Annotated in this window: 30 protein-coding genes; 16 read left to right on the top strand and 14 right to left on the bottom strand. The window is 62.0% G+C overall.

The features are described 5' to 3' along the window. Window positions 1-59 precede the first annotated feature (59 nt). Complete coding sequence (locus NL123_RS18750) at window positions 60-1,868, bottom strand: monovalent cation:proton antiporter-2 (CPA2) family protein (RefSeq protein WP_494356050.1); 1,809 nt, start codon at window positions 1,866-1,868, stop codon at window positions 60-62. 243 nt (window positions 1,869-2,111) lie between these two features. Here NL123_RS18750 and NL123_RS18745 point away from each other — a divergent pair, with 243 nt between their 5' ends. Beyond that, window positions 2,112-2,477 (top strand): type II toxin-antitoxin system RelE/ParE family toxin, encoded by a 366-nt coding sequence (locus NL123_RS18745; protein WP_248487840.1) that lies wholly within the window; start codon window positions 2,112-2,114, stop codon window positions 2,475-2,477. Beyond that, entirely contained in the window at window positions 2,470-2,775 is a 306-nt protein-coding gene (locus NL123_RS18740) for an XRE family transcriptional regulator (protein WP_248487841.1), read from the top strand. Before NL123_RS18745 ends, NL123_RS18740 begins: the two co-directional genes overlap by 8 nt. Before the next feature lie 45 nt (window positions 2,776-2,820). Here NL123_RS18740 and NL123_RS18735 read toward each other — a convergent pair whose 3' ends face one another. Then, window positions 2,821-3,723: an EamA family transporter gene (locus tag NL123_RS18735; protein ID WP_248487842.1), complete on the bottom strand. Its 903-nt coding sequence runs from the start codon at window positions 3,721-3,723 to the stop codon at window positions 2,821-2,823. 202 nt (window positions 3,724-3,925) lie between these two features. Here NL123_RS18735 and NL123_RS18730 point away from each other — a divergent pair, with 202 nt between their 5' ends. The 3 genes from NL123_RS18730 to NL123_RS18720 all read left to right on the top strand — a co-directional run bounded on the left by NL123_RS18730 (window position 3,926) and on the right by NL123_RS18720 (window position 7,741). Then, window positions 3,926-4,723, top strand: a complete 798-nt coding sequence (locus NL123_RS18730; RefSeq protein ID WP_494356049.1) for an AraC family transcriptional regulator — start codon at window positions 3,926-3,928, stop codon at window positions 4,721-4,723. A 102-nt stretch (window positions 4,724-4,825) separates the two neighbouring features. Then, a complete protein-coding gene (locus NL123_RS18725; protein ID WP_494356048.1) occupies window positions 4,826-6,379 on the top strand; it encodes a DUF726 domain-containing protein in 1,554 nt (517 codons plus the stop codon). A 39-nt stretch (window positions 6,380-6,418) separates the two neighbouring features. Continuing rightward, on the top strand, window positions 6,419-7,741 hold the full coding sequence (locus NL123_RS18720) for an Nramp family divalent metal transporter (RefSeq protein WP_248487845.1): 1,323 nt from the start codon (window positions 6,419-6,421) through the stop codon (window positions 7,739-7,741). Between the two features lie 23 nt (window positions 7,742-7,764). Here NL123_RS18720 and NL123_RS18715 read toward each other — a convergent pair whose 3' ends face one another. The 3 genes from NL123_RS18715 to NL123_RS18705 form a co-directional block, all read right to left on the bottom strand. Beyond that, a complete protein-coding gene (locus NL123_RS18715; protein WP_494356047.1) occupies window positions 7,765-8,142 on the bottom strand; it encodes a type II toxin-antitoxin system VapC family toxin in 378 nt (125 codons plus the stop codon). Further along, on the bottom strand, window positions 8,139-8,498 hold the full coding sequence (locus NL123_RS18710; protein WP_248487847.1) for a type II toxin-antitoxin system Phd/YefM family antitoxin: 360 nt from the start codon (window positions 8,496-8,498) through the stop codon (window positions 8,139-8,141). Before NL123_RS18710 ends, NL123_RS18715 begins: the two co-directional genes overlap by 4 nt. A gap of 123 nt (window positions 8,499-8,621) precedes the next feature. Next, window positions 8,622-9,554, bottom strand: a complete 933-nt coding sequence (locus tag NL123_RS18705) for a LysR family transcriptional regulator (protein WP_248487848.1) — start codon at window positions 9,552-9,554, stop codon at window positions 8,622-8,624. Window positions 9,555-9,671: 117 nt separating this feature from the next. On the opposite strand from NL123_RS18705, the gene NL123_RS18700 reads away from it, so the two are divergent. The 6 genes from NL123_RS18700 to NL123_RS18675 all read left to right on the top strand — a co-directional run bounded on the left by NL123_RS18700 (window position 9,672) and on the right by NL123_RS18675 (window position 13,011). Continuing rightward, the gene (locus NL123_RS18700) at window positions 9,672-10,160 is read left to right on the top strand and encodes a DMT family transporter (protein WP_248487849.1); all 489 of its coding nucleotides are present in this window, start codon (window positions 9,672-9,674) and stop codon (window positions 10,158-10,160) included. A gap of 4 nt (window positions 10,161-10,164) precedes the next feature. Then, window positions 10,165-10,617: a DMT family transporter gene (locus NL123_RS18695; RefSeq protein ID WP_248487850.1), complete on the top strand. Its 453-nt coding sequence runs from the start codon at window positions 10,165-10,167 to the stop codon at window positions 10,615-10,617. 89 nt (window positions 10,618-10,706) lie between these two features. After that, entirely contained in the window at window positions 10,707-10,877 is a 171-nt protein-coding gene (locus tag NL123_RS18690) for a metallothionein (protein ID WP_248487851.1), read from the top strand. Window positions 10,878-10,997: 120 nt separating this feature from the next. Next, on the top strand, window positions 10,998-11,762 hold the full coding sequence (locus NL123_RS18685) for an AraC family transcriptional regulator (protein WP_494356046.1): 765 nt from the start codon (window positions 10,998-11,000) through the stop codon (window positions 11,760-11,762). A gap of 88 nt (window positions 11,763-11,850) precedes the next feature. Next, the gene (locus NL123_RS18680) at window positions 11,851-12,024 is read left to right on the top strand and encodes a DUF1427 family protein (protein ID WP_073860085.1); all 174 of its coding nucleotides are present in this window, start codon (window positions 11,851-11,853) and stop codon (window positions 12,022-12,024) included. A gap of 27 nt (window positions 12,025-12,051) precedes the next feature. Then, entirely contained in the window at window positions 12,052-13,011 is a 960-nt protein-coding gene (locus NL123_RS18675; protein ID WP_494356045.1) for a quinone oxidoreductase family protein, read from the top strand. Window positions 13,012-13,020: 9 nt separating this feature from the next. Here NL123_RS18675 and NL123_RS18670 read toward each other — a convergent pair whose 3' ends face one another. The 3 genes from NL123_RS18670 to NL123_RS18660 form a co-directional block, all read right to left on the bottom strand. Then, the gene (locus NL123_RS18670) at window positions 13,021-14,049 is read right to left on the bottom strand and encodes a purine-nucleoside phosphorylase (protein WP_494356044.1); all 1,029 of its coding nucleotides are present in this window, start codon (window positions 14,047-14,049) and stop codon (window positions 13,021-13,023) included. A gap of 14 nt (window positions 14,050-14,063) precedes the next feature. Further along, on the bottom strand, window positions 14,064-15,011 hold the full coding sequence (locus NL123_RS18665; protein WP_494356043.1) for a nucleoside-specific channel-forming protein Tsx: 948 nt from the start codon (window positions 15,009-15,011) through the stop codon (window positions 14,064-14,066). Window positions 15,012-15,183: 172 nt separating this feature from the next. Further along, the gene (locus NL123_RS18660) at window positions 15,184-16,104 is read right to left on the bottom strand and encodes an AraC family transcriptional regulator (RefSeq protein ID WP_494356042.1); all 921 of its coding nucleotides are present in this window, start codon (window positions 16,102-16,104) and stop codon (window positions 15,184-15,186) included. 263 nt (window positions 16,105-16,367) lie between these two features. Here NL123_RS18660 and NL123_RS18655 point away from each other — a divergent pair, with 263 nt between their 5' ends. Then, window positions 16,368-17,627, top strand: coding sequence for an ABC transporter substrate-binding protein (locus NL123_RS18655; protein ID WP_494358324.1), 1,260 nt, complete (start codon window positions 16,368-16,370; stop codon window positions 17,625-17,627). A 19-nt stretch (window positions 17,628-17,646) separates the two neighbouring features. Beyond that, a complete protein-coding gene (locus tag NL123_RS18650; protein ID WP_494356041.1) occupies window positions 17,647-18,420 on the top strand; it encodes an L-iditol 2-dehydrogenase in 774 nt (257 codons plus the stop codon). A gap of 125 nt (window positions 18,421-18,545) precedes the next feature. On the opposite strand, the gene NL123_RS18645 is transcribed toward NL123_RS18650, so the two are convergent. After that, window positions 18,546-19,238, bottom strand: coding sequence for an NUDIX hydrolase (locus NL123_RS18645; protein WP_494356040.1), 693 nt, complete (start codon window positions 19,236-19,238; stop codon window positions 18,546-18,548). A 146-nt stretch (window positions 19,239-19,384) separates the two neighbouring features. Here NL123_RS18645 and NL123_RS18640 point away from each other — a divergent pair, with 146 nt between their 5' ends. Genes NL123_RS18640 through nadE form a run of 3 tightly spaced genes read left to right on the top strand, consistent with a single transcriptional unit; the run spans window position 19,385 to window position 22,072 of the window. Beyond that, a complete protein-coding gene (locus NL123_RS18640; protein WP_494356039.1) occupies window positions 19,385-20,032 on the top strand; it encodes a nicotinamidase in 648 nt (215 codons plus the stop codon). Window positions 20,033-20,043: 11 nt separating this feature from the next. Beyond that, on the top strand, window positions 20,044-21,261 hold the full coding sequence (pncB, locus tag NL123_RS18635) for a nicotinate phosphoribosyltransferase (protein WP_248487925.1): 1,218 nt from the start codon (window positions 20,044-20,046) through the stop codon (window positions 21,259-21,261). Window position 21,262: 1 nt separating this feature from the next. After that, window positions 21,263-22,072, top strand: a complete 810-nt coding sequence (gene nadE, locus NL123_RS18630; protein ID WP_494356038.1) for an NAD(+) synthase — start codon at window positions 21,263-21,265, stop codon at window positions 22,070-22,072. On the opposite strand, the gene NL123_RS18625 is transcribed toward nadE, so the two are convergent. Genes NL123_RS18625 through NL123_RS18605 form a run of 5 tightly spaced genes read right to left on the bottom strand, consistent with a single transcriptional unit; the run spans window position 22,073 to window position 26,637 of the window. Next, on the bottom strand, window positions 22,073-23,104 hold the full coding sequence (locus NL123_RS18625; RefSeq protein ID WP_248487927.1) for an ABC transporter substrate-binding protein: 1,032 nt from the start codon (window positions 23,102-23,104) through the stop codon (window positions 22,073-22,075). A 14-nt stretch (window positions 23,105-23,118) separates the two neighbouring features. Continuing rightward, window positions 23,119-24,216, bottom strand: a complete 1,098-nt coding sequence (locus tag NL123_RS18620) for an NAD(P)/FAD-dependent oxidoreductase (RefSeq protein WP_248487928.1) — start codon at window positions 24,214-24,216, stop codon at window positions 23,119-23,121. After that, window positions 24,213-25,556 carry an FAD/NAD(P)-dependent oxidoreductase gene (locus tag NL123_RS18615; protein WP_494356037.1) on the bottom strand — a complete coding sequence of 448 codons (1,344 nt, stop codon included), beginning with the start codon at window positions 25,554-25,556 and terminating at the stop codon, window positions 24,213-24,215. Before NL123_RS18615 ends, NL123_RS18620 begins: the two co-directional genes overlap by 4 nt. Further along, a complete protein-coding gene (locus NL123_RS18610; RefSeq protein ID WP_248487930.1) occupies window positions 25,553-25,843 on the bottom strand; it encodes a (2Fe-2S)-binding protein in 291 nt (96 codons plus the stop codon). Before NL123_RS18610 ends, NL123_RS18615 begins: the two co-directional genes overlap by 4 nt. Continuing rightward, window positions 25,843-26,637, bottom strand: coding sequence for an ABC transporter permease (locus NL123_RS18605; protein ID WP_071495296.1), 795 nt, complete (start codon window positions 26,635-26,637; stop codon window positions 25,843-25,845). Before NL123_RS18605 ends, NL123_RS18610 begins: the two co-directional genes overlap by 1 nt. Window positions 26,638-26,640 lie beyond the last annotated feature (3 nt).

Genomic DNA, 26,640 nt, shown 5'->3' with positions numbered 1-26,640 from the left:
GATGAACGAGATTGCGGCGTATTCTGTCAGAAAAATCGCAATCTCGTTCACTGGCAGCCTCACACCTTGTCGGACTCTTCCTCCAGTCGATCCATCTCAAACAGCCGCGCCAGTTCTGCCCGTGCTTCCTGGGCGGTTTGCATCACCTTGGCCGCGTCGTCGTACACCGCGTGTTGCGCGGCCAGCACTTGCAGGTCGTGGTTCTTGAAGCGGGTGATGCGCGCGTCGGCCTGGGCCTGGCTCAAGCCGAGGCCCACCAGGGTACGGCGGCTCATTTCCAGGCTGGAATAGAAGGTCTCGCGCACCGGCGAGGCGTCCAGGTCGACCAAGCGGTGCACGTGCTGGCGGTTACGCGCGCGGGCGATGATCTGCATGTGCGGGTAGAGGTTGCGCACCAGTTCGGCGGTCTTGATGTTGATTTCCGGGTCGTCCATGGCGATCACGAAGAATTCCGCCTGGTCGACCTTGGCCGCGTGCAGGATCTCGGGGCGTTGCGGGTCGCCGTAGAACACCGGCATGCCGCCGAAGCTGCGGGTCAGCTCGATGGTTTCCACCGAGGTGTCCAGGGCGATGAACGAGATGTTCTGCGCACGCAGGATTCGCGCCACGATCTGGCCCATACGGCCCATGCCGGCGATCACCACGCGTGGCGCATCGCTTTCGATGGTGCGGTATTCCTCGGGCACTTCCACCGGCTTGACCTTGGACTTGAACAGCTTCGGGCACACCAGCAGCAATAGCGGCGTCACCGCCATGGACAGGGTGATGGTCAGCACCAGTATGTCGTAGAGGTGCGGTTCGAACAGGCCCTGGTCGCGGCCGATCTTGAACACCACGAAGGCAAACTCACCGCCGGCCGCCAGCACCACGCCCAGGCGCAGGGCGCTTTCGCGATTGAGGTCACCCACCATGCGGCCCACGGCATACAGCAGCGGCAATTTCAGGCCTATCAACAGCAGCGTCAGGCCAATCACCACCAGCGGCGAGCTGAGCAACAGGCTGAGGTTGGCGCCCATGCCCACGCTGATGAAGAACAACCCCAGCAGCAGGCCCTTGAACGGCTCGATCTGGGATTCCAGTTCGTGGCGGTACTCCGAGTCTGCCAGCAGCAGGCCTGCGAGGAAGGCGCCGAGAGCCATGGACACGCCCACCAATTCCATCAACCACGCCGTGCCAATCACTACCAGCAGCGCAGTGGCGGTGGACACTTCACGCAGCCCGGTCTTGGCCACGATGCGAAACACCGGCCGCAACAGATAGCGTCCGCCGATGATCACCACGGCGATGCTGCCGAGGATCTGCAACACATGCTGCAGGCCCTGGGCTTCGGTGGTCGGGTGATCGCTGCCGGCCAGCAGCGGCACCATGGCGATCAGCGGGATCGCGGCGATGTCCTGGAACAGCAGGATGGCAAAGGCCAGGCGCCCGTGGGGCTGGTTCAGCTCCTTGCGCTCGGCCAGGCTTTGCAGGCCGAAGGCGGTGGACGACAGCGCCAGACCCAGGCCCAGCACGATGGCGCTGTTCCACGACTGGCCAAACAGCCACAACGCCACCACGCCCATCACCAGGCCGGTCAGCAGCACCTGCGCCAGGCCGACGCCGAACACCGCCTTGCGCATCACCCATAGACGCTTGGGTGACAGTTCCAGGCCGATGATGAACAGCAGCAACACCACCCCCAGCTCGGAGAACTGCGCGACGCTTTGCGGGTTGCCGATCAGGCCCAGCACCGATGGGCCGATGATTACACCGGCAAACAGATAGCCCAGCACCGCGCCCAGTTGCAGGCGTTTGGCCAGCGGTACGGTCAGCACGGCGGCGAGCAGGAACACCACGGCTGCTTGTAACAGGTTGCCTTCATGGGGCATTGCGAACTCCAGGATCTTTAAAACCAATCAACAGGCGGGTATTAGAGCGCTTTTTACATTTCGATAATTGTGTTTTTGCGGCGTAGGAGGGGGATAGCGCAGTGTTTTTCAAGGGCGCGAGCTTTCTGCCGGTGCAGTGGAAGGATGTACAAACAATTTCCCAAGCGCCGCAGGTGGAAGGCCGGGCACTTCGTCTCCTAATTTTTATGCTCTTGAGTTTATATTCCATGAGTGGCATATTTCATGAGCTGGGACGTTGAATACACGGATGAATTCGGAGACTGTTGGGAGGATTTGGGAGCAAAGGAACAAGTTTCCGTATCCGCTAGCGTTGATCTGCTGGTGCTTTTAGGTCCGGGCCTGGGCTTTCCCCACAGCAGCGCTATCAAGGGCTCCCGGCATGGCAACCTGCGGGAACTGCGCATACAGCACGCCGGTCGGCCGTTTCGTGTGTTGTATGCCTTTGATCCACGCCGATGTGCGTTGTTGCTGATCGGTGGAGACAAGACAGGACAACATCGGTGGTATGAGGAACACGTCCCGATGGCAGAAAAGCTATATGACGTGCATTTGGAAACAATGCGTAAAGAGGGCCGTAACCATGGCTAAGAAATTCGCTGAGCTTCAAGCGGGCATGACGTCACAAGCCCGCGCCGAAGCCAAGCAGTTGTTCCAGCAACACCTGCAGGAAATGCCGCTGCATGAGCTGCGCAAAGCCCAGCAGTTGAGCCAGCAGAGCCTGGCGAAGGCGTTGAATATCAACCAGGCGGCCGTCTCCAAGATGGAGCGCCGCACAGACATGTACATCAGCACGTTGCGTGACTACATCCGTGCGATGGGGGGCGAACTGGAAATCATCGCAACCTTCCCCGATGGCCAGGTCAAGATCGATAATTTCACTTATTGAAAGCATTGCAAACGCCCGGCGCGTGCCGGGCTTTGTTTTATCCGGCTATTTATCGCTTTGCATGACTGCACCTTGCCCGACCGGTGCGAGGTTCACCGGCCGGCGATACAAGCCCACCGCCAGCCCGGCGATGATGATCCCGATCGAGATCAGGTTCGGCGTGGAAATACGCTCATCCAGGATCAGCATCGAACTGGTAATGCCGAATACCGGAATCAGCAACGACAGCGGCGCCACGGTGGACACCGGGTACAACTTGAGCAGCGAGTTCCAGCCCCAGTAGGCGAAGTGCGTGGCCAGGTACACCTGGAACAGTATCGACAGGATCGCCGTCAGGTCGAGACTGCTTTGCAAACCTTCGAACGCGGCGCTGCCGTGCAGCAGCCAGGCGGTGAGGAACAGCGGGATCGGCGGGATCAGGCTGGCCCAGACCATGAACGAGAAGATTTCCTTGACCCCGGATTTCTTGATGATCACGTTGCCTACGCTCCAGGCCACTGCACTGAGGACGATCAGCATGACGCCCAGCACCGCGTGGTTGCCTTCCTGGGTGGAGATGATGCCCGCCAGGCCGATCAAGGCCAGTACGGCGCCGATCATCTGTGCGCCACGGATCTTCTCCTTGAACAGCACAAAGCCCCAGCCCATGGTGAAGAACACGCTGAGTTGAATGATCAGCGAAGCGATACCCGGGCTCACACCCACCTGGATGCCGTAGTTGATCACGCCCCACATGCCTAGCCCGAAGATAAAGCCATAGGCGGCCACGTAGCTGAACTTGACGGCGGGGCGCTTGATGAAGAACACCAGCGGCAAGGCGGCCAGGGCGAAACGGATTCCCGTGAGCACAAATGGGTCGATGGCACGCAGGCCCAGCTTGGTGATGGGGAAGTTGACCCCCCAGACCAGGGTGACGAGCACGGCGAGTGACAAATGTTTTTTCAGCATGGACCCTCCTTGGGTCAGGCGGCACAGCGCAGTTGCAATGTGCCGCCGGGAAGTCAGTTCAAGGCGAACCGTTTTTGCGTCAGGCGCAGCCCGGCATTTCCGGATACCCCTTCGAACGAACCAAACTTGGGCAGAGGCGATTTTAGGTGGCAGATGATTGGCCCGCTTGCTATGTCAGGTCATACTTTGACAAAATCGGGCCATGTCGCCGACCTTCACCTTATCCCCTTACGAACTCGATAGCCCTGCTGCGGTGGTGACGCTGCGCGAGTACCCGTCCGGCACGGTGTTCCCACGCCACACCCACCGGCGCGGGCAGTTCGCCTACGCATCCACCGGCGCGTTGAAGATGTTCACGGAGCTGGGCAATTGGGTGGTGCCGCCGCAGCGGGCGATCTGGGTACCGGGCGGGGTGGCGCACGAGATGCACATGCGCGGCGATGTGGTGATGCTCAATACCTACCTGGACGATGACGCGGCCCGACGTGCTGGGTTGCAGGACCATTGCCAGGTGTTTGCTGTATCGCCGTTATTGCGCCACCTGTTGGAAGCGGCGCTGGCGATTGGGCCATCGGCTTCGCCCAGCGTCCGTGATTGCTGCGTGCTGACCCTGTTGATCGACGAAATCGGTGCCATGCCCGAGTTGCCACTCAGTGCGCCGTTGCCGTCCGAGGCGCGCCTGGCCCGTTCTTGTCAACGCTTCCTGGAGGCGCCCACGCAGAACATTTCCATCGGTGAGATGGCCGACTGGTCGGGCATGAGTCGGCGTACCTTTACCCGTCACTTCCGCGAGTGCACGGGCATGACCTTTGTTTCGTGGCGCCAGCAGGTATGCCTGCTGGAGGCCACGGCACGGCTCAGTCATGGCTCGTCCATCACCGATGTGGCATTCGAATTGGGGTTCAGCAGTTCCAGCGCGTTTACGTCGGTGTTCCGGCGTAACCTGGGCGACTCACCGGCGCGCTACCTGGCCAAGTCCAAGGCAGCTTCCCTGTTCTGAACGGAGGAGGCGGCGACCCTGGTGCCTTTTTCCCAGCGGTACGGCGTTGAGCCTCGCCCTTTGTTACTATCGCCGTCCCTTGTCGCCAGGAGTCACGGCCCCATGCAGCACCAGTGGGATGAAATGCACCGCACCCGCAAGCCCACGTTCGTACTGTGCGGCGAGCCTCAGGGCGACGTGCTCAATCTCTATGTTCACGGTTATTCGGCGTTCTTCAACCGGCAACAACTGGGCAACTTCAAGGCGCAGTTGGCGAGTATCGAAGGTTCGACCAACCTGATGCTGTTCTGGCCGGCGGGGCATTTCCTGGAAAACCTGTTTGCGCCTTTCAAGGAGGTGATCGGCGCGATGCTGGGCGGCGGTAGCCTGGGCGCGGCAACCGTCGGGGTGGGCAAGGCGCTTGCCTATTTTCTTGATCACTACAAAAGCGTCGAGGCGCGGGTGGACGAAGTCGCCAAAAGCCTGCTGCCGGAACTGGCCAATTACCTGCACGGTGAATCCCTTGATGTGCGACGTATCAACCTGATCGGGCATTCCCTGGGCGCGCGGATCCTGGTCAAGAGCCTGCTCGCCAGCCCCGAAACCGCGCGGGAGCTACCCTTGGACAACCTGCTGTTGATGGGCGGCGCGATCTGTACGTCGAGCCCTTGGGATGTCGTGTCGGCGCCGCTCAAGGGGCGGGTAATCAACTGTCACTCCAGCAAGGACTGGGCCTTGGCCATAAAGCCGGACACCGAACGCTGCATCGGTCGTTATGCGATCCCGGTGACGCCGGCCCTCAAGGCCAAGGTCACCAACGTGCACCTGGCGACTTTCGATCACGCCGCCTATTGGCCGCAATTGCAGACGGTGGTGCAGTACACCGACCTGCTGCATGAACGGCGTGGCATGATCCGCTCCGACCAGCGCAGTGCTGAAGTGCGTTTTGCCGAGGAGGACATCGATTTGTTCCCTGCGCTGCTGCAGGCCCGGCCGGAAGAGGTGAAGTTCCTCGCCGAATTGATGGCGCAAAAACGCAGTGCATCGATATACGCCACGGTGCGCGAGCCGCTCAAGTTGGCTATTGAGCTGCAACGCATGGGCGGCGATACCTTCATGAACCTGGCCCGTGGACATGGCGTGGGTTATCGCCAGATCGCCGAAGATGTGGTGCAGCGGCTGGGGATCAAGTTCGACGAGCCGCTGGATACGGTCGCACTGGCCGATCTCGAAGCCCGGGTCGCCGAGAAACTCATCGAACAGTACAAGGACAAACTCAGCAACACGGACCGACAGGTGTTCGACGCAGAACTCAAGGCTGCCGCTCAAAAGGAGCAGGGCTTGTTCAGCCGTTTTGACGTAGGCCGGTCGGCCACCACCGCGTTGAGCGGCACGGCGTTGGCCGGGCTCACCGGTTTTATCCTGCGCCGTGGCGCTGCCACGGCAATCCCGGTGGTGGGCCAGGCGCTGGCGGCGGCGATGCTGGTGGTGAGCGGCGTGCGTGCATTTTCCGGCCCGGCGTATTCGATCACCACGTTGGCCGTGCTGGTGATCGGCGTGATTCGCCAGCGCATGGAGCGTGAAGCGCTGAACCAGGAGATGGACCTGGTGGTGCAGGTGGTGGAGGCGTTCGACCTGCCACGGGACACGGTGATGCGCACGGTCGTGTCTGACTGATAAGCTGCACCCTTGTCTTGTGTGTGCCTGGGATACCGCGTGAAATTCAGCCTGCCGAAAATTGCTACCGCCCCGTTCTGCCCGCCGGAAGTGGCCGGCTCCGTCGCCGTGGACCCCAAGGCTTCGTTCTTCAAGCGCATGTTGATGTTCGCCGGCCCTGGCCTGCTGGTCTCCATCGGCTATATGGACCCGGGCAATTGGGCCACGGCCATCGAGGCCGGTTCGCGCTATGGCTACAGCCTGTTGTTTGTGGTGTTGCTGGCCAGCCTGGCGGGGATGGCGGTGCAGTGCCTGTGCTCGCGCCTGGGTATCGCCACCGGCAAAGACCTGGCGCAGCTGTGCCGAGAGCGTTACAGCACGCGTTCTGCACGCACCCAGTGGGTGTTGGCGGAAATCTCCATCATCGCCACCGACCTTGCCGAAGTACTGGGCTGTGCCCTGGCATTTCACTTGCTGCTGGGGGTATCGCTGACCACTGGCATTGTGATCACCGCCTTTGACACGCTGTTGGTCCTGGCCCTGCAGAATCGTGGTTTCCGGCGCCTGGAGGCGATCATGCTGGCGCTGGTGGCGACCATCGGCGTGTGTTTCTTCATCGAGCTGGTGCTGATCAAACCTTACTGGCCGGACGTGTTCAGTGGTTTCACTCCGTCACTTTCCGCGATCAGCGACGCCGCGCCGCTCTACCTGGCCATCGGTATCCTCGGGGCCACGGTGATGCCCCATAACCTCTACTTGCACAGCTCCATCGTGCAAACCCGTCTGATCGGCAAGGACCTCGCCAGCAAACTGGACGCGGTCAAGCTGGCGCGCATCGACACCATCGGTTCATTGGCCCTGGCGCTGCTGGTCAACGCGGCGATCCTGATTCTCGCCGCCGCTGCTTTCCACAAGACCGGCCATACTGAGGTGGTCGAGATCCAGGACGCCTACCATCTGCTTGACCCGCTGGTGGGCGGTGCCTTCGCCAGCATCCTGTTCGGCATTGCGCTGTTGGCCTCCGGGCAAAGCTCCACCTTTACCGGCACCATCGCCGGGCAGGTGATCATGGAGGGCTACCTCAACCTGCGTATTCCCTGCTGGCAACGCCGCCTGATCACGCGTGGGCTGGCGCTGATTCCGGCGTTTCTGGGGGTGTGGCTGATGGGCGACGATGCCATCGGCAAGCTGCTGATCCTCAGCCAGGTGGTGCTCAGCCTGCAGTTGCCGTTTGCGCTGTATCCGTTGATCCGCATGACCGGCGATAAACAGCTGATGGGGCCATTCGTGAATCGGCTGCCGACGCGCTTGTTGGCGTGGTTTCTGTTTGCGCTGATCAGTGGGGCGAATGCCTGGTTGATTGGGCAGTGGGTGTTCGCTTGAGGCGGTACAGCGTTCTAGATGAGTTAGACCAGAATCGCCAAGGACGTGTATTGGGCGATGTGTGGATCGGCCGTCAATAGCCTCATGGGTTCGCTTATGGCTGTCGCAACAATGAGCCGATCAAAAGGGTCCTTGTGATGCTGCTCGAGATCCTTGACTGCGATGGCATGTTCCGAGGTGACGGGCAGTTCGGCAAATCCGCTTTCCAGGCAGTACTCACGGATTTCCTCCAAGTCTACGGTGAGTTTCCCCAGGCCGACCTTGATTGCCATTTCCCAGAATGTCGCAGCGCTGATGTAAACCTCCGCTGCATTCTCTATCAGCTTCCTGGCTTTGCTGGATAGCCTGGGGTCTTCCGTCAGGGTCCAGAGCAGGATGTGGGTGTCTAACAGCACTCTCACGGATGCTTGCCTTCGAAGGCATCCAGCAGGGCGCCAGGCAGGGGTGCGTCGAAGTCTTCGGGAATGACGAACTTGCCTTTCATGGCACCGATTCTCCGGCTTTTGCATTTCCCCACGGGCACAAGTTGTGCCATCGCACGTCCATGCTTGGCAATAGTGATGACTTTGCCAGCAGCGGCCTCATCCACCAGTTTTGACAGATTGTTTTTCGCTTCGCCCAAAGGAACCGTGATCATGTGGTTATCCCCATATTTTGGCCAAATATAGCCAAAACTGGGTGCGCTATCAAAGACGGCCAGACCGCTGGCGGACGCGGCGCGCTCAGATCGCGATGGTTTGTGATACGTGACTTTCATGGCAGTTCTCTAAAAGAGGATGTTGCGCAAGTCTGCCGTAATAGGCTTGGCCACAAGAATACTGGCCCGAAAAAACAGAATGGAACTACTTCCTGCTGTAGGAAAATTCCCGAACCACTTGGTTCACCGATCCCAATACGGCACGGCCCCAAAACACTCCACAAAATAATCAATCACCGTCCGCACCTTCAGCGACAGGCGCCGGCTGCCTGGCCACAGTGCCGCAATCTGCTGCGGCTCCAGGGTTGTCGCCACTTCATAGTCGGTCAGCACCGCCTGCAACGTGCCTGCGCGCAAGCCTTCGCCGATCAACCAGGAGGGAAACACCACCAGCCCCAGGCCTTGCTCGGCGGCATGGGTCAAGGTGTCGGCATGGTTGCCGGTGATCGGACCCTTGACGCTGTAGGGCGTCCAGTCGCCCTGGCCCTTGCGGAAAAACCAGCGTTGCTGGCCGGTGATGCCTTTGTAGGCCAGGCATTGGTGGTCGATCAGTTCGTCGGGATGTTGCGGCGTGCCATGCCGGGCCAGGTAGGCGGGGCTGGCGGCGATGCGAAAGCGTTGGGGCGCGAAGATGCGAGCCTGCATGCTCGAATCGTTGAGCACGCCGATGCGGAACAGCAGGTCAGTGCCGTCCTGCAGTGGATCGACGTACGTGTCGGTCTGCTGGATGTCCAGTTGCAGCTTCGGATAGCGTCGGCACAACTCACCCAGCCACGGCGACAGGTGGCGCTGGCCGAACACCATGGGTGCATTGATGCGCACCAGGCCGCTGGGTTCGCTTTCCTGTTCCTGCAATGCCTGGCTGGCGGCTTCGAGTTGTTCCAGCATCAACCGTGCATGCCGCCCGAGCAGACGACCGGCTTCGGTGGGGCTGACCGCGCGGGTGTGTCGGTAGAGCAACTGTTGGCCGAGGGCCTGTTCCATCAGCTGTATTTGTCGGGAGATGGAGGAGGGCGCCAGGCCTTCGCGGCGGGCCACTTCGGAGAAGCTGCCAAGGTCCAGCACGGCCACGAACAGGCGCAGTGCCTTGAAACTCAATTCATTCAAGCCTTGCATCATGCCTCCAGGCTGTGCGTTTTTCGCAAAGGTGTTGTCAGCATGCTCCCATTTATCGCACAGCACGGCCATCGGATAATGCGTGCCATGTTTCCTTTCTTGAAGCGCAGGTGTTGTATGCAGGCAAGTTCCATCGAGGGTGTGGCGCAAGCCAAACCGAAAAAAAACGTCTTGAGGTTGCTGTTGTTGCCGCTGGTGATCCTGGCAGGCATGGGCCTGTCGGTAGAGGCCGGTTTGCTCGGCCCGCTGGGTGTGCAGGTGGGGCATTTGTGGGCGACCCTGAGCATTTTCGGGGTGGGCTCGGCGATCCTGTATCTGCTGCTGTTGTTCAGTGGCCAGCAAAAGGGCCCGGCGCTCTCCGAACTGCCGCGCTGGCAGTTGATCGGCGGGTTCCTGGGGCCGATCTATGTGGTGGTGCTCACCCTGGCCACGCCACATATCGGTATTGCGATGACCATGATCGCGATTTTGTCCGGGCAGGTCGGCAAGAGTGTGCTGATCGACCATTTCGGCTGGTTCGGCGCGGCGCGCAAGCGGGTCAATGGCGAACGCTGGATTGCCCTGGCGTTGATTGTGGTGGCACTTGTTCTGATTGCACGAGGTTAAGGCGATGAATCTGATTCTGTTACTGGTCGTGGTGGTTGCCGCAGGTGCGGTGTTGAGCGTGCAGGCGGCGATCAACGGTCGCCTGGGCCAGGCGGTTGGGGTATTGCGTGGCAGCCTGGTGACCTTCTCGGTGGGGGCGATTGTCACCGCGTTAATGATTTTCTTCTTTGAACCCGTCCAGACGGTGAGCCTGCTGGACGTGCCGAAATGGCAACTGACCGGTGCGTTGTTCGGTGTGGTGTACATGATGGTGATGGTCGGCGCGGTGCCGGTGGTCGGGACGGCCGTCGCCACCGTCGCGGTGATCGTCGGGCAATTGGGCATGGGCATGCTGATCGACAACTTCGGCTGGCTGGGCAACCCGGCCATCGAGCTGTCGAGCAGCCGCATCGTGGCGATGGCCTGTCTCGCGTTGGCGCTGGTGTTCATGTATCGCAGCAATACCCGCACCGACTGAGGGGTTGAACCATCGACGGCGGGCCGCAGTCACTGCTTAAGGTGCCGGCGCCCGCCGCACCGAGACGACCATGAAGAAGGAGTCTGACCATGCCAGATAAAACCTGTGCCTGCCCACACTGCAAATGCGTGCTGGGACCTGATGCGGTCATGAAGGACGGCAAGGGCTATTGCTGTCAGGGCTGTGCCGAGCACCATGCCCATGGTGAGCCGTGTGCGGCTGCGACGGGGTGTGAGTGTGCCAAGTCTGCCAGAGGCTAGCGGTGTTTGAACCGGTGGGAGCCTGCGTGCTCCCACACGGTTTACCGGCCGCAAAAATCACTCGGATTGTCGTGCGGCGGTGATTACCATAGCGACTCTCCCTCGAATGATGTGCACCCCATGGCCCTGGCCGCGCCGCCTGACCTCAGTGATCCTGCCGTTCCCGTGCAACCCCTGGCGCGCACCTATCCGCGCGGGCTCTACGTTGAGCCCCACAGCCACGACTGGGGCCAGTTGCTCTATGCCATGAGCGGCGTGATGTGGGTCGAGACCCCGCAGGAAGCGCTGGTGGTGCCGCCACAGCGTGCCGTGTGGCTGCCGCCCGGCGTAGAACATGGTATCCGCGTGGTCTCGGACTTGCAGATGCGCAATATCTACCTGCGCCCGGCCCTTGCCGCAACGCTGGACAGCCAGGTGCAGGTGATCGAAGTCGGTGGGTTGTTGCGCGAGTTGATCGTCACGTTGGTGGACGAGGGCGATAACGGTGAGGTGGCGTACTACGACGCGCTGGTCAGCCTGGCCTTGCTGGAGCTGCAACGGGCGCGCCGCTCGCCGATTCGCATCGCCATGCCGGTGGAGGCCGACCGCCGGCTGATCAACGCCTGCCAGGCGGTCATGGCTGCGCCGTCACTGGAGATCCCTTTCGAGCAGCATGCCGAAACCGCCGGTGCCAGCGTGCGCACCCTGGCGCGGCTATTCCAGAACCACTTGGGCATGGGTTTTGCCGAATGGCGCCGCCAGGTGCAACTGGCCACGGCGGTGGCGGAGTTGATCCAGGGCCAGTCGGTCAGCGCCATCGCGCGTTCCCTGGGGTATTCGCCCAGCAGTTTCAGCGACATGTTCCGGCGTGAACTCGGTGTGGCGCCCTCGCAATACCTGGGCTGAGGGGTTGGCCGATAGCCTGAAGCACTTGGCCGATGCTTCAGGCATGCGCTCTCTACACTGAGCGCATCCACCCACAAGGCGCTGCCCCATGAACTACCTCATTTCCCTTGCCATCGGCCTGTTTGTCGGCGTGATCTACGGCGCACTCGACTTCCGCTCGCCCGCGCCGCCGGCCATCGCCCTGGTTGGTCTGATGGGCATGTTGCTGGGCGAAAAGCTCTGGCCCATGGGGCGGCAACTGGTGGGCACCTGGTTCTCCTGATCTCTTTTTATTCGATGGATATTGGCCATGAAAGCACTGCAATTTACTGCCACCGGCGACCTCAACACCCTGCGCTTTGTCGACGTCGCCACCCCGGTGCCGGCCGTGGGTGACGTGCTGGTACAGATCAAGGCCGCGGGCCTCAACCCCAGCGACGTCAAAAACGTGCTCGGTCGTTTCCCCTACACCACCTTGCCGCGCATCCCCGGCCGTGATTTCGCCGGGGTTGTGGTTGAAGGTCCGCAGGCGCTGGTGGGCCAGGAAGTCTGGGGCACCGGCCGTGACTTGGGCTTTTTTGCCGACGGTTCCCATGCCCAGTACCTCACCGTGTCGGCCAAGGGCGTGGCACATAAGCCTACCCACCTGAGTTTCGCCCAGGCCGCGAGCCTTGGCGTGCCGTACACCACTGCCTGGGATGCACTGGAGCGCAGCGGCGTGACCCACGGCACACGCCTGCTGGTGATCGGTGCCAATGGCGCGGTGGGCAGCGCGACCCTGGCCTTGGCGAAGATCCGTGGCGCCCAGGTGCTGGCCGCCGTACGTCGCCCGGAACAGGTTGAAGTCTTGCAGGGCCAGGGCTTCGACGCGATTGCCCTGGGCAAGCCGGAAGACCTGGGCGCACAGGTCAATGCCGTGTTCAAGGGCGGTGCGGATGTGATTTTCGACACCACCGGCTTCTGGCTGCCGGCCGCCGTGGCAGGCCTGGCGCCCTTCGGCCGCATAGCCATTATCGCCGCGCCGGTGGACGGCCATGTACAACTGCCGGCGCTGGCGTTGTACCGCAAGGGTGGTTCGGTGGTGGGGATCAATTCGTTGCTCTACAACTGCGAGCAGTGCGCCGTGATGCTGGAGCAGTTCGGGCGTTTCTTTGATGAAGGCTTGTTGCCACTGCCCACCGGCCTGCGTGAAGTGGCGCTGGCCGATGGGGTGCAGTGCTTCGAAGAGGTGAACCAGGGCAGCGCAGACAAGATCATCTTCCTGCCTTGATCCTGGCGGTCATGCCTCGGGAACGCCTTTCTCCCAGGCTGACCAGTTCTTGAGAATCGCCTGTACCAGCGGGTTGCCCGTGCGGTACAGGTTCTCCAGCGCCGGGACAAAACCGCCTTGGTCCGCATACTTCAACAGGTTATCCACTTCGCTGTAGCCCGGGTACGGCCGGTCGAAATCCGAACCGGCGCGCACCACCGCCAGGCGTTGGATGTCCACCAAGCCTTCGCGGCTGGCGCGTAGCAGGGCCTCATAGGTGGAGTTGTCTTCCTGCTGGGTGGTGCAATATTCGCCTTTGTTGTCGGTCAGCAGCTTGGTCCACACCTCGGCGCGTTCACTCAAGCGTGTGCCGGAAAACCAGGTATTGCCCGCCAAGGTGTCGCAGCGGGTGACTTGCGGCGGCTGGTTGGCCGGCGCGGCGGGGTAGTGTTTACGCCAGGCGCTGGATTCCTTGCTTTCCGTCAGCTCGACTTTCTGCGACAGGGCAAACGCCTTGGCCTGCAACTTGGGGTTCAGCTCAAACACTTCGGTCTTGTAGTCCAGCGGTGGTTTTTCGTTGGGGCCCTTGGTGTTGATGCCGACATAGCCGGTCGGCCAATCCGTCGGCGCATCCCGCGAATCCAGCTCCCACTGGGTGCCGAATTCCACCAGGTAATGTGCCCACGCGGCGGTGCCGATCGTGCCGTGCTTGGGGCTGATACCGGCGATCCCGGCGATCAGGAAGTAGCTCTGGCGCAGGTCGAACTTGGGCGACAGCGCCAAGGCCAGGGTGGAGGCCGCGGCGTTGGTCTGGCCCATGCCGGTGACCAGCAGGCATACATCCTGGGTATTGCAGCGGATCACCGGATACTCGGCAGACAAGCCCGGTACGCGCACTTCCTGCTTGAGTTCCAGGCGGTCGATCCAGGTTTGCGCCTCCGGGGCGAACATGGTGATCAGCATCACCTTGGGCTTGATCGGTGCAGATGCATCGGCCAGCACCAGCTGGGGCAGAACGGCCAGGCCAACAGCCATTGAGAGACGGGTAAACGCGTTCATCTAAAGCTCCTTGATCAGAATTGATAGCCCACGCCGGCGTAGTAACCCCAGCCGTCCGAGCGCGCGCGGAAATTTCCTTCGCCGAAATTCAACTCGCTGCCGTCCTCCCAGTTGCCGCCGTTATGAAAGTAACGGCCGACCAGGGTGAAACGCAGGTGGGTGAACGAATACAGCAGCACGTTGGTGGCCACCAGGGAATTGGCAGTGCGTGCCGGGTTGTCCTTGTGCAGGTCCGAGCCAAAATCGTAGTTGGTAAAGCCGATGTAGGTCAGCGAAGCGCCGTTATCGAATTTGCCGATGGGCACGATGTACTTCATTTGCGCACGGTAGCCGTCCCAGGAATATTCGTTGCTGGCGCCATAGTTTTCCCACTGGTAACGCCCGTAGAAGTTGGCCGACAGGTTGACCCGCGAGTGGGTGTCGATATCGGTGCCCAGGCCGCTGTACAGCGTATTTGCGCGGTTGGCCTTGTTGCTGCCGTGGTCGTAGATCCAGTCGAAGGCCACATACCATTCCTTGAACGGCCCGATGGCCAGGCTGCGGCCCGCCAGGTAGTCGATGGAAATACGCGGCTCATGTTCCATGAACACCGGCGAGCCATGGTCCCACACGCCCTTGTCATTACTGTTACCGATGGTGAGGATCTTCGGCACGTCGATGTAGCCGTACAGCTCGAAAGGCCCCTTGCGGCCGAAGTATTCGTACTCCAGATAGACGTCATCCTGCGGCTTGGGGCCGAAGCTGATGTCTTTGCTGCCGATCAACGTCAGGTCCTGATTGAACCAGTCCGACAGGTACACACCTTTTTTCGCCGGGCTGGCTTCAGGGCTGAGGGTTTCGCCCTGTGCTGAGTCATCGATGGGTTTTTCCTGCGCCAAAAGGGGCGCGCTGAGTAGTCCTGTAACGGCAGCCAGTAGCAAGGAAACACCAAAGGAGGTAGGACGCCTTGAGGTGAAGTGCATTGAAAATCCCTATTCGTACGCGGTTTGAACCCGATTCTTCGGGTGGAGGTGAACTTGGTTGCCAAGTTCGTACCGCAAACGTTTGCACAGGCTGTACCAACTTTGCTCAATCGATTGATCAGCTTGGAAAAAAACAGGATTAGTCGACCTTTTGGTCAGAATTGACCGGGTGTCATTTTTCGATGCGGTGGAACAGGTGCATCGCGGTTTCCCGCCGATAGTCACTCGGCGTCTGGTTCATCTCGATGCGAAAGTGCCGGTTGAAATTGGACAGGTTGGCGTAGCCCACTTCAAAGCAGATGTCCGCCACCGACATATCGCTTTGCAGCAACAGCCGGCAGGCGCGCTGCACCCGGAACTTGCGCATCAGGTCGATAAAACCGTGGCCGGTGTTGCGCTTGAAGAAGCGCGAAAAGCCCGGTTCGCTCATCTCCAACTGTTGCGCGATCACCGACAGGCGCACATCGCCGGTCAGCTCGCGCATCAAATAGTCGAATGCCTTGTTGATGCGTTCCGCGCTGCGCGCATCCAGGGTCGGCGCGTAGCAGGGGCTGGCCAGGGCCTTGACCTGTTGGGGCGGGGCGTTTTTCAGGGTGTCGAGCAATTGCAGGAACAGGATCAAGCGTTGCAGGCCCTGGGCGTTACCGATGGCTTCCATCCAATGCGCGGCCTGCAGCGCCGTGTCGCCGGTGAACTCCAGTCCACGGCGGGCCTGTTCGAACAACGGATGCAGGTCGCCGAGCTCCGGCAGGGTTCTGCGCAAGGCGAGGAGGGCGGCGCCGTCGAATTGCAGCACCACGTCGCGGCCGGTGAGGTATTCGCCGGGGGCCAGTTCGCCGATCCAGTCGTGGGGCAGGTCGGGGCCGATCAGTGCGACATGCCCGGCGCTGAAGGCACCGATGTAGTCGCCGGCCACCAGTTTGCCGCTGCCTTGGCGGATCAAGTGGATTTCGAATTCGGGGTGGTGGTTCCAGCGGGCCAGGTCGTAGGGATAGTCATGTTCGAACCAGCGGAAGCAGTGGTCCGGCTCGGGCAGGATCACTTCCAGTTCGGCGGGGCGGTGCTCGAACAGCGTGGCACGGCTGATGGGCATGAGCGGGCTTCTTGGGGTTCTTGTAATCGCTTCAAAATACGCGCCTCGGGCGTTCAGGCGCTACCCCCGCTTGCGTCCCGCACTGATACTTTTTTAACTCGCGCGTCCCCGGTTAAAAAAGTACCAGTCGAGCATCCGCCACGGGTTTGTGAGGGCCTGGCCAAGCTGCTGTAATCGGCGCTCAACAACAAAAACAACCGGTGGAAACCGCCATGTTCAAGCTCCCGCAAGTGTTGTTCCTGCTGTCCGGCCTGGCGTTGGCCATGCCCAGCCACGCCGCCGACACCGTCACCATCGCCACGGTCAACAACAGCGACATGATCCGCATGCAGCGCCTGTCCAAGGTGTTCGAAGCCCAGCACCCGGACATCAAGCTCAACTGGGTGGTGCTGGAAGAAAACGTGCTGCGCCAGCGCCTCACCACCGACATCGCCACCCAGGGCGGGCAATTCGATGTGTTGACCATCGGCACCTACGAAACCCCGCTCTGGGGCGCCAAGCACTGGCTGGAACCCTTGACCCAGCTGACGGCCGATTACGATGCCGACGATATCTTCCCCTCGGTGCGCCAGGGCCTGTCGGTCAACGACACCCTCTATGCCTTGCCGTTCTATGGTGAAAGTACCGTGACCTACTACCGTACCGACCTGTTCCAGCAGGCGGGCCTGAGCATGCCGGCGCACCCGACCTGGACCCAGCTCGGCGAGTTCGCGTCCAAGCTCACCGCCAAGGACAAGGGCCAATACGGCATGTGCTTGCGCGGCAAGGCCGGCTGGGGCGAGAACATCGCCTTGCTCAGCACCATGGCCAATGCCTTTGGCGCGCGCTGGTTCGACGAGCAGTGGAAACCCGAGCTGACCAGCCCCGAGTGGACCGCAGCCGCCAACTTTTACGTCAACACCCTCAAGCAGTACGGCCCGCCGGGCGTGTCCAGCAATGGTTTTAACGAAACCCTGGCGCTGTTCAACAGCGGGAAGTGTGCGATCTGGGTCGATGCCAGCGTGGCCGGCTCCTTCACCACCGATAAAAGCCAGAGCAAGGTGGCCGACAGCGTAGGTTTCGCCGCCGCGCCCACCGAGGTCACCGATAAAGGCTCGTCATGGCTCTACGCCTGGTCCCTGGCGATCCCGGCCACTTCCAAACACAAGGACGCCGCCAAGGCCTTTATCAGTTGGGCGACGTCCAAGGACTACATCCAGCTGGTCGCCGACAAAGAAGGCATTACCAACGTGCCGCCAGGCACCCGCCAGTCCACCTACAACGAGGCGTATTTAAAAGCTGCCCCGTTTGCCCAGGTGACCCTGGAGATGATGAAACACGCCGACCCTGCACACCCATCCGCCAAGCCGGTGCCGTACGTGGGCATCCAGTACGTGACCATCCCCGAGTTCCAGGCCATCGGCACCTCGGTCGGCAAGCTGTTCTCGGCGGCGCTGACGGGCGGCATGTCGGTTGACCAGGCTTTGCTGGAAGCGCAGTCCACCACCGAACGCGAGATGAAACGCGCCGGTTATCCGAAGTAACTTTTGACGGGACATACCCATGAAACGACTGGAAGGTAAAAGCGCGCTGATCACCGGGTCGGCACGCGGTATCGGCCGCGCCTTCGCCCAGGCCTACATCGAAGAAGGCGCCACGGTGGCCATCGCCGATATCAACCTGCAACGGGCCCAGGCCACGGCCGCCGAACTTGGCCCGCAGGCCTACGCCGTGGCCATGGACGTCACCGATCAGGCCTCTATCGACGGCGCGATTGCCGCCGTGGTGGCCCAGGCTGGCAAGCTGGATATCCTGGTCAACAACGCTGCGCTGTTCGACTTGGCGCCCATCGTCGACATCACCCGCGGCAGCTACGAGCGGCTGTTCTCGATCAACGTCGCCGGCACGCTGTTCACCCTGCAGGCCGCGGCGCGGCAGATGATCAGCCAGGGCCATGGCGGCAAGATCATCAACATGGCCAGCCAGGCCGGACGGCGCGGCGAACCGCTGGTGGCGATCTATTGCGCGACCAAGGCGGCGGTGATCAGCCTGACGCAATCGGCGGGGTTGAACCTGATCAGGCAGGGTATCAACGTCAATGCCATTGCTCCCGGGGTCGTGGACGGGGAACATTGGGATGGCGTGGATGCGTTGTTTGCCAAGCATGAAGGATTGGCACCTGGCGAAAAGAAGAAGCGGGTAGGGGCCGAGGTGCCGTTTGGGCGGATGGGCACGGCGCAGGATCTGACCGGGATGGCGATCTTCCTGGCGTCAAAGGAGGCCGACTATGTGGTGGCGCAGACCTACAACGTCGATGGCGGCAACTGGTTGAACTAGGACCCAATGTGGGAGGGGGCTTGCCCCCGATAGCGGTTGGGCAGTCACAGTTGTGCAATCTGACCCACTGCTATCGGGGGCAAGCCCCCTCCCACAGTTGAGCCTCTTTGTTCGTTGACTCGGGGCTAATCCGCAAAGCTGCGGTCGAAGAAGTAAACCTCTCCAGGCTTGAGGTTCTCCACCGTCGCCTGGGGCCTGCCGCCTTCACCCTGTTTCTTGCGCCCGGTCTCACGCAAGTACCCAGCCTCCGTCAGCTTCAGCAACCGCTGGCGAATACTGGTCTTCAACACCGGCCGCGCCAGTACCAAGGAAAAAATCGTGGTCGCCTCCGGCGCGCTGAATTCATTGCCCAGGAACATCAGCGGCAAGCTGCTGTACAACGACTTGGAAAACAAACGTTCCTGCACCGCTGCCACGATGCTGTTGTGATCGAACGGCAACTTGATGCCGCCACTCGCCACCGCCGTCAGCGAAAACCAGCCCTGGTGCTCACCCAGCGTCACGTCCTCGTTCACGATCGCCAGGTAATGGGTGGACGACGACCAGCAGCGCGGATCGCGAAACGCATCCCCCACCGTCCCCACCTGTTCGCTCCAGGCCAGGTCCAGCCCGACCTTGTCACTTGCTCGCAAGCGCTCCACCGCATCCTCGAGGCTCAGATCTTGCACGCCGCCATTCACCACCACCCCCGGCAACGCCCAGTGCCCGGCGAAGGGCTCGGCGTCGCGCTGGTTCAGCAGCAGTTTCAGTTCGCCAGAGGCACGGCAGTAAAACAGCACGCACAGGTCGACGGTATGGAGGTAGGCGCTACGGGGCATGTGATGTCCTTCTAAACAGCAGTGCGGCACAGTCTAACGGATCGAACAGATATGTCATGTACTGACTCCAGGATAGATAAACAAATGTTTGTTGCAATGAAAGTACATGACGTGTACTTTTATTTCCAGGCCACAGGAGAACCACCATGACCCTCGCGACAACTGCCATTGCCTCATTCGACGTCGACGCCCAGAAGAGCTTCACGCCGCTGTGCCCCAACGAGTTGCCGGTGGCCGGCGGTGACCGGATCGGCGCCGAGCTCAACTACATGGCCAGCCTTGCCGGCCATCGTATCGGCAGTAAGGACGCCCACACCCCGCACGCGCCCTGGGTGGTGGCGCAGCACAGCGACATGTTGCAACCCACCGGCCTGGACCACGCCGATGTGACCTGGGTGAGTCACTGTGTGCCGGGCACCGAAGGCTTCAACCTGCTGGACGAGTTGCCCACGCCCTATGACTACGACTACTTCATCTGGAAAGGCGTCGAACCCGACCTGCATCCCTACGGCGCCTGCTACCACGACCTGCACGACAAGCTGTCCACCGGCGTCATCGAGTATTTGAAAGCGCAAGGCGTGGTTCGCGTGATCGTCGGCGGCCTGGCCCTGGATTACTGCGTCAAGACCACCGCGTTGCAGTTGCTCAAGGCCGGCCTGGAAGTGTTGCTGCACTTGCCGGCGTGCCGAGGCATCAGCGAGGAGGGCGGTGTGCAGGCGGTCAATGAGTTGCTCAAGGCCGGTGCTGCGATCAGCCGCACCCGCGAAGAACTGGCCGCGATGGCCACGCGTTAAGGAGAAACACCATGGAAAGTGCGTACGACTACGAATCCCCGGTGATCCAGGGGTTGCTCGACACCGATTACTACACCTTCACCATGATGCAGGCGGTGTTGCACCAGTACCCTAACGTCGATGTGGAATACAACTTCATCGTCCGCTCCAGGGAAAAACTCGGCCACCTGATTCCTGAAATCCGTGCCGAGCTGGAGAAACTAGCCAGCCTGCGGATGCGCGAAGGCGAACTGCGCTTCCTGTTCAACCCTCGTTTTCGCGAATACCTCACCCCGGATTACGAGCGCTTCCTCGGCTTGTTCCGATTCAACCTGCGCTACATCCACGTCAGTGAAGTCGACGGCCAACTCAACATCCGCGTGGTTGGCCCGATGCTGCACTGCATCATGTTCGAGCAACCGGTGCTGGCGTTGGTCAGCGAGCTGCGCAACCGAGACAAATACCCCGACGTGACCCTGGAAGACGTCACCCGCAAGCTCTACCAGAAGTTCGACTGGCTGGAGAAAAACCTCAGCCGCGATGAACTGGCTGACCTGCGTGTGTCGGACTTCTCCACCCGTCGGCGCCTGTCGTTCAAGGCCCAGCGCGAAGTGGTGGACATCATGCGCCGCGACTTCCCCGGCCAGTTCGTCGGCACCAGCAACGCGCACTTGGCCTACGAATTCGACCTGCCGCTGATCGGCACCATGGCTCACCAATGGCTGATGGTGCACCAGCAACTGGGGCGCCTGCGCGAGAGCCAGAACGCCGCCCTGGAAAACTGGGTACGCGAGTACCGTGGCCGCCTGGGGATCGCCCTGACCGACTGCATCAGCACCGACTTTTTCCTCAAGGACTTCGACCTGTACTTCGCCAAGCTCTACGACGGCCTGCGCCAGGACTCCGGCGACCCCATCGTCTGGGCCGACAAGGTACTGGCTCGCTACAAGCAGCTGGGTATCGACCCGATGACCAAGGACCTGATGTTCTCCGACGGCCTGAACTTCGAAAAATGCCTGCCGATCCTGCGTCACGTGCGCGGCAAGGCCAAGTTCGGTTTCGGCATGGGCACCAGCCTGGCCTGCGATGTGGACGGCGTTGAACCGCTGAGCATCGTGATGAAACTGGTGCGGGTGCACGGCGAGCCAGTGGTGAAATTCTCCGATGACCCGATCAAGAACGTCTGCGAAGACGCCTCGTTTTTGCAGTACGCAGCACAAGTGTTCAACGTTGGCAGTGTGGAGGTGTGACATGCAAGAACGTATCGCACGGGAACTGAACATCAATCGCGCGTTGACCCAAGGCGGCGAACCCGAGGAAATCCAACGGCGCATCGACTTCATCAAGACCACCTTGCGCCACTCAGGCTGCAAGGCCCTGGTATTGGGCATCAGTGGCGGCGTCGACTCCCTCACCGCCGGCCGCCTGTGCCAATTGGCGGCAGAGCAACTGCGCAGCGAGGGCTACACCGCACGCTTTATCGCCATGCGCCTGCCCTACAAGACCCAGGCCGATGAACGTGACGCCCAGGCCTCCCTGGACTTCATCACCCCGGACCACATCGACACCCTCAACATCGCCGCCAGCGTCGACGGCCTGATGGCCAGCCTGGCCGCCGCCGAAGCCAGCGCCGAGCATGTCGATTTCATCAAGGGCAACGTCAAGGCCCGCACGCGCATGATCGCGCAATACGCCGTGGCCAACCTGCACAATGGCCTGGTGGTGGGCACCGACCACGGCGCCGAAGCGTTGATGGGGTTCTTCACCAAGTTCGGCGACGGCGCCTGCGACCTGGCCCCGTTGTCGGGCCTGACCAAGACCCAGGTGCGATTGCTCGCCACGGCCCTCGGCGCCCCGGCCAATCTGGTGCACAAACACCCGACGGCCGACCTGGAAGAACTGGTGCCGGGCAAGCTGGATGAGCATGCCTACGGTTGCACCTACGCAGAGATCGACGCCTACCTGATGGGCGAACTGGTGAGCGAGCGGGTGAGGACGATTGTCGAGGGGGCGTACAGCAAGACAGCGCACAAACGCGCGCTGCCGATTGCGCCCCTTTGATTAACGCTCGATTGACCGACTCCACCGCGCATTCCACTCCGGTCGCGCCTGGTTGACCTGGTCCCAATCAATCGAAATCGCCGTCTGCAAGTAACCCTGCATCGCCTCCACCCGTGCACGGGTCTTGTCGGTGGTCGGCGTAGTCGGGTTCGATGGAATCTGGTCGCCTTCCTCCAGCGCCGGTGCCTGGGCTTCGGCGGTCAGCAGGAAGGCCGCAAGTTTCTGCGCCAGTTCCGGCTGGTCATTGCGCGCGATCACGCATTCGGCCACGTTCAGCACCACCGCGCCTTCCTTGGGCTGCGCGTATTCCATGGGCACGCCGAGCAGTTTCTGGGTGGCGACCTGGGTTGGGGTGAGGGGGAAGATCGCGGCTTCGTCGGTCTGCACCATCTCGGAGATTTTCGCCGAGCTGGCGATGTATTCCAGCACGTTGGGGCCGACGGTCTTTGGCCAGGCCTTGAAGCCGGGTTCCACGTTGGTTTCGTCGCCGCCCTGGATGCGGTTGAACATCAGGAAACCGTGCAGGCCGAAGGTGGACGACGCCAGGGACTGGAACACCACTTTCTCCTTGAAGCGCGGGTCGGCCAGGTCCATCCATGAAGTGGGCGCGGCCCAGCCTTTTTCCTTGAACATTTTCGCGTTGTAGCCCAGACCGGTTACGCCGAGGGTCACGGCTACGGCTTCGTCCTTGATCTTCGCCTTGGCCGGGATCTGCTCCAGGGTCGGGCTCGGCGCCAGCTTGTCGCACAAGCCCATGGAGATCGCGCGGTACATGATGCCGTCGTCGAGGAACATCACGTGCATCTGTGGGTTGTCTTTGTTGGCCTGGACCTTGGCGAGGATGTCCGACGAGGTGCCGGGCACGATCACCACCTTGACGTTATTCGCTTTTTCGAACGCGGGCAGCACCTTGTCGGCGTACACCCGTTCCATGGTGCCGCCGTTCATGCCCAGGTACAGCGTGGGCGCGGCGTGCGCCGTTGAGGCGAGCAGGGCGAGGGACAAGCAGGACAGCGCGATACGTGGGTTCATGGATGTTTTTCCTCTCAGGCTTGGAAACGACGGATGGAAAACGCTTCGATGGGGTGGCGGCTGGCCCCGCTGCAGACGATCTCTGCCAGGGCTTCACCGACCGCGGGACCGAGCTGGAACCCGGCGCCGGCAAAGCCGAAACCGTGGAGCAAGCCGGGTTGGGTGCTGCTGGGGCCGATCACCGGTTCGTGATCGGGAAGGTAACCTTCGGTGCCGCTCCAGGTACGGATGGCCTGGGCGCCCTTGAGAAAGGGGTAGAGTTCGCCGGCGTTGCGCAGGATCTCCAGCACCGCCGCCTGCCCTGGGCGCGCGGTCAGCGGGCCGAGGGCAAAGCCGCGACCACCGCCGAGGATGCAATTGCCCCTAGCGACCTGCCGCGCATAAATCCCGCCACCTTCAACGCCGGTGCTCACGTTCATCACCACCGGCAAGGGCTCGGTGACCAGCATCGCCGGATGCGCCGAGGTGATCGGCACCGCTTCGCCAAACTGCGCGGCGACGCTTCCGGCCCAGGCGCCGGCGCAGTTGAGCAGCCATGGCGCTTGCAGGTGCAGGCCGTTGGCGCAGTTCACCTGGAACCGGCGGCTGTCATGTTCGATGCGGATCACCTCGGCCTGCTCGTACACGACGGCGCCATAACGCTGTGCGGCACGGGCGAAGGCAGGAGACACCAGGCGCGGGTTGGCATGTCCGTCTTCCGGGCACAGCGAGGCGCCCACGGCAATATCGCCGACCCAGGGGAAGCGTGCGCGCAATTCGGCGTAGTCCAGCAACTGCAGGCCCAGGCCAAAGCCACGGGTCTGCTCGGCGTACGCCTGCAACGCGGCGAAATCGGCATGACTGCGCGCCAGCTTCAAATGCCCGGAGCGCACGTATTCGCCGTCGATGCCGATCAACCCTGGCAAGTCGGCCCACAGTTGATGGGCGCGCTGGGACAATGGCAGTTGGTGCAAGGGCCGACCCTGGCGCCGCACGCCGCCATAGTTGACGCCACTGGAATGCGAGCCGCAAAAATCCCGCTCCACCAAGGCCACGTGCTGGCCTTTCTGCGCGAGCATCAAGGCCGCCGAGGCGCCGACAATGCCGCCGCCGAGGACGATCACGTCGATCATGGCTGCACCTCCACGCCAAACGGCAGCGGCTTGATCGGTGCCTGGCCGCGCAGGCGGCCCACGTGTTCAATGGCGCGGCCGCTGCGTTCGGCGACAATCTCCGCCGCCGCCAGCCCACACATCCGGCCCTGGCAGCGGCCCATGCCGACGCGACAGTGGGCCTTGACCCGGTTGAGCTCCCAGTGGCCTTCATCCACCACCGCGCGTATCTCGCCGGCGCTGACTTCTTCGCAACGGCACACCATTAACGCGTCCGGCGCCTGGGCCGCCCATTGCTCGTGGAAGGGGAACGCGGTTTCCAACCCATGACGAAAACGCTGGATGCGCGCCAGTTGCTGCTCCAATACGGCGGAGCGGCGCGAGTCAATCGTTGCCCCCGAATCTTCCAGCACCGCCAGTGCCGCACGTTCACCGGCCATCTGCGCGGCGTCCGCACCCATGATCCCTGCGCCGTCGCCTGCCAGGTACACACCGTTGACGCTGCTGCGCCCGGCGTTGTCCCGTTGCGGCAACCAGGCGCGGTTCAAGCTGTTCCAGGCGAACTCACAGCCGAGCAAGTCCGCCAGTTGCGTCTCGCTGCGCAACGCGTGGGCGAAAGCCACGGCGTCGCATTCCAGACGGTGTTCACCCCAACGAATGCCGCTGACTCGCTGTTCTCCGTCGATCTTCTGCAGCGTGGCGCCCTGATGCACGGCAATCCCATGGGCGCTCAGCCAGGCGCGGTAATACAGGCCCTTGGCCAAGGTCAGTGGTTGCCCGAGTAGCGCCGGCAGCGCACGGCACTGTGCACTGAACGGCGCGCTGTCGAGTACCGCCACCACCTTGGCCCCGGCCTTGGCATATTGGTAGGCGACCAGATACAGCAACGGCCCGCTGCCGCAGAACGCCACGCGCTCACCGATGGCGCAGCCCTGGTATTTCAAGGCGATCTGCGCCGCGCCCAGGCTGTACACGCCGGGCAGGGTCCAGCCCGGCACCGGCAGGATACGGTCGGTGGCGCCGGTCGCGACAATGATCCTGGTGTATTCGACGCTCTCGGCCCGGCCGTTGTTGAGCATGTCCAGGCGACCGTCCTCGGCATTCCACACCAGGGTTTGCGGTCGATAGTCGATCAGCGGCGCCAGCTCATCCATCGTGCGGTGCACGGCTTGGGCCTTGCTCGCTTCAAATCCGTAGATCTGCCTGGCGGTGCGCTGGAAGCCCAGGGGTTGCCGCCGATAGATCTGCCCGCCGCCGCGCAGGCTTTCATCGATCAGGCACGGTGTGATGCCATGGTCGAGCAGGGTGCGCGCCGCGCTGATCCCGGCCGGGCCTGCGCCCACAATCACCACCGGCTTCATGGCTGGCGCCCCGGGTCACGGCTGATCGCCTGGCCTTCTTCCAGCAGCGTCGAGCAGGCGCGCACGCGGCGGCCGTCCTCAAGCCGCACCCAGCAGTCCTGGCAGGCGCCCATCAGGCAGAAACCGGCGCGGCGCTCGGCGCTGAAGTCACTGCCGCGCAGGTGTTCGGCGCAGGTCAGCACGGCGGTGAGCAAGGTATCGCCAAGCAAGCCGCTGGCGGGTTGACCGTCCAGGGTAAAGGACAGGGCAGGGCGGCCGGTCTCGGCCACACGTTTGAACAAGGCCATCAATGTTTCCCCACCAGCACGCGGTCCAGGCCGTAGACCCGGTCCAGCAGAATCATGGTGGCCGCCGTCAACGCAATCACCAGCGCCGACACCGCCGCCATCATCGGGTCGATGGACTCGGTGGCGTACACATACATGCGCACCGGCAGGGTTTGCGTGGCCGGCGAGCTGACGAAGATCGACAGCGTCACTTCATCGAAACTGTTGATGAACGCTAGCAACCAGCCGCCGGCGACACCGGGCAGAATCATCGGCAGGGTGATCTGGCGAAACAGCGTAAAGCGGCCGGCCCCCAGGGATTCGGCGGCCTGCTCGGCACTGCGATCAATACCGATGGCGGCCGCCAGCACCAGGCGCAGCACATAGGGTGTGATGATGACTACGTGCGCGAGCATCAGCCAGGTGAAGCTGCCGTTGACGCCCATCAATGCGAACAAGCGCAGCATCGCCACGCCCAGCACCAGGTGCGGGATGATGATCGGCGACAGGAACAACGCGCTGAAGAAGTTGCGCCCCGGGAACGTGTACCGACTGATCGCCAACGCCGCCGGCACCGCAATCAACGTGGCCAGGCTGGCTGCGGTGAAGGCCAGGACCAGGCTGTTGTAGAACGCCTGAATAAAGTCGGCTCGCTCGAACACCGCGCGAAACCAGCGCAGCGAGAAGCCCGAAGTGGGCAGGCTCAAGGTGTTTTCCGGGGTGAACGCCACCAGGCACACCACCACCAGCGGCGCCATCATGAACAGCACCACCAAGCCGTGGAAACCGAGGGCCAAAGGACCGTTTCTGGACATGCG

The sequence above is a fragment of the Pseudomonas sp. FBCC-B1565 genome (assembly GCF_059133265.1).
The sequence above is the reverse complement of the archived record's forward strand: the minus strand, read 5'-3'. Positions and strand labels throughout refer to the sequence as shown.

Excerpts from the sequence above, each read along its gene's own strand:
- NL123_RS18695 (WP_248487850.1), top strand. The coding sequence starts at position 10,165 with ATGAATCTGATTCTGTTACTGGTCGTGGTGGTTGCCGCAGGTGCGGTG.
- pncB (WP_248487925.1), top strand. The coding sequence starts at position 20,044 with ATGGAAAGTGCGTACGACTACGAATCCCCGGTGATCCAGGGGTTGCTC.
- NL123_RS18675 (WP_494356045.1), top strand. The coding sequence starts at position 12,052 with ATGAAAGCACTGCAATTTACTGCCACCGGCGACCTCAACACCCTGCGC.
- NL123_RS18725 (WP_494356048.1), top strand. The coding sequence starts at position 4,826 with ATGCAGCACCAGTGGGATGAAATGCACCGCACCCGCAAGCCCACGTTC.
- NL123_RS18740 (WP_248487841.1), top strand. The coding sequence starts at position 2,470 with ATGGCTAAGAAATTCGCTGAGCTTCAAGCGGGCATGACGTCACAAGCC.
- NL123_RS18605 (WP_071495296.1), bottom strand. The coding sequence starts at position 26,637 with ATGTCCAGAAACGGTCCTTTGGCCCTCGGTTTCCACGGCTTGGTGGTG.
- NL123_RS18640 (WP_494356039.1), top strand. The coding sequence starts at position 19,385 with ATGACCCTCGCGACAACTGCCATTGCCTCATTCGACGTCGACGCCCAG.
- NL123_RS18730 (WP_494356049.1), top strand. The coding sequence starts at position 3,926 with ATGTCGCCGACCTTCACCTTATCCCCTTACGAACTCGATAGCCCTGCT.
- NL123_RS18645 (WP_494356040.1), bottom strand. The coding sequence starts at position 19,238 with ATGCCCCGTAGCGCCTACCTCCATACCGTCGACCTGTGCGTGCTGTTT.
- NL123_RS18650 (WP_494356041.1), top strand. The coding sequence starts at position 17,647 with ATGAAACGACTGGAAGGTAAAAGCGCGCTGATCACCGGGTCGGCACGC.
- NL123_RS18625 (WP_248487927.1), bottom strand. The coding sequence starts at position 23,104 with ATGAACCCACGTATCGCGCTGTCCTGCTTGTCCCTCGCCCTGCTCGCC.
- NL123_RS18750 (WP_494356050.1), bottom strand. The coding sequence starts at position 1,868 with ATGCCCCATGAAGGCAACCTGTTACAAGCAGCCGTGGTGTTCCTGCTC.
- NL123_RS18610 (WP_248487930.1), bottom strand. The coding sequence starts at position 25,843 with ATGGCCTTGTTCAAACGTGTGGCCGAGACCGGCCGCCCTGCCCTGTCC.
- NL123_RS18735 (WP_248487842.1), bottom strand. The coding sequence starts at position 3,723 with ATGCTGAAAAAACATTTGTCACTCGCCGTGCTCGTCACCCTGGTCTGG.
- NL123_RS18745 (WP_248487840.1), top strand. The coding sequence starts at position 2,112 with ATGAGCTGGGACGTTGAATACACGGATGAATTCGGAGACTGTTGGGAG.
- NL123_RS18620 (WP_248487928.1), bottom strand. The coding sequence starts at position 24,216 with ATGATCGACGTGATCGTCCTCGGCGGCGGCATTGTCGGCGCCTCGGCG.
- NL123_RS18665 (WP_494356043.1), bottom strand. The coding sequence starts at position 15,011 with ATGCACTTCACCTCAAGGCGTCCTACCTCCTTTGGTGTTTCCTTGCTA.
- NL123_RS18690 (WP_248487851.1), top strand. The coding sequence starts at position 10,707 with ATGCCAGATAAAACCTGTGCCTGCCCACACTGCAAATGCGTGCTGGGA.
- NL123_RS18660 (WP_494356042.1), bottom strand. The coding sequence starts at position 16,104 with ATGCCCATCAGCCGTGCCACGCTGTTCGAGCACCGCCCCGCCGAACTG.
- NL123_RS18670 (WP_494356044.1), bottom strand. The coding sequence starts at position 14,049 with ATGAACGCGTTTACCCGTCTCTCAATGGCTGTTGGCCTGGCCGTTCTG.
- NL123_RS18700 (WP_248487849.1), top strand. The coding sequence starts at position 9,672 with ATGCAGGCAAGTTCCATCGAGGGTGTGGCGCAAGCCAAACCGAAAAAA.
- NL123_RS18705 (WP_248487848.1), bottom strand. The coding sequence starts at position 9,554 with ATGCAAGGCTTGAATGAATTGAGTTTCAAGGCACTGCGCCTGTTCGTG.
- NL123_RS18710 (WP_248487847.1), bottom strand. The coding sequence starts at position 8,498 with ATGAAAGTCACGTATCACAAACCATCGCGATCTGAGCGCGCCGCGTCC.
- NL123_RS18685 (WP_494356046.1), top strand. The coding sequence starts at position 10,998 with ATGGCCCTGGCCGCGCCGCCTGACCTCAGTGATCCTGCCGTTCCCGTG.
- nadE (WP_494356038.1), top strand. The coding sequence starts at position 21,263 with ATGCAAGAACGTATCGCACGGGAACTGAACATCAATCGCGCGTTGACC.
- NL123_RS18615 (WP_494356037.1), bottom strand. The coding sequence starts at position 25,556 with ATGAAGCCGGTGGTGATTGTGGGCGCAGGCCCGGCCGGGATCAGCGCG.
- NL123_RS18680 (WP_073860085.1), top strand. The coding sequence starts at position 11,851 with ATGAACTACCTCATTTCCCTTGCCATCGGCCTGTTTGTCGGCGTGATC.
- NL123_RS18655 (WP_494358324.1), top strand. The coding sequence starts at position 16,368 with ATGCCCAGCCACGCCGCCGACACCGTCACCATCGCCACGGTCAACAAC.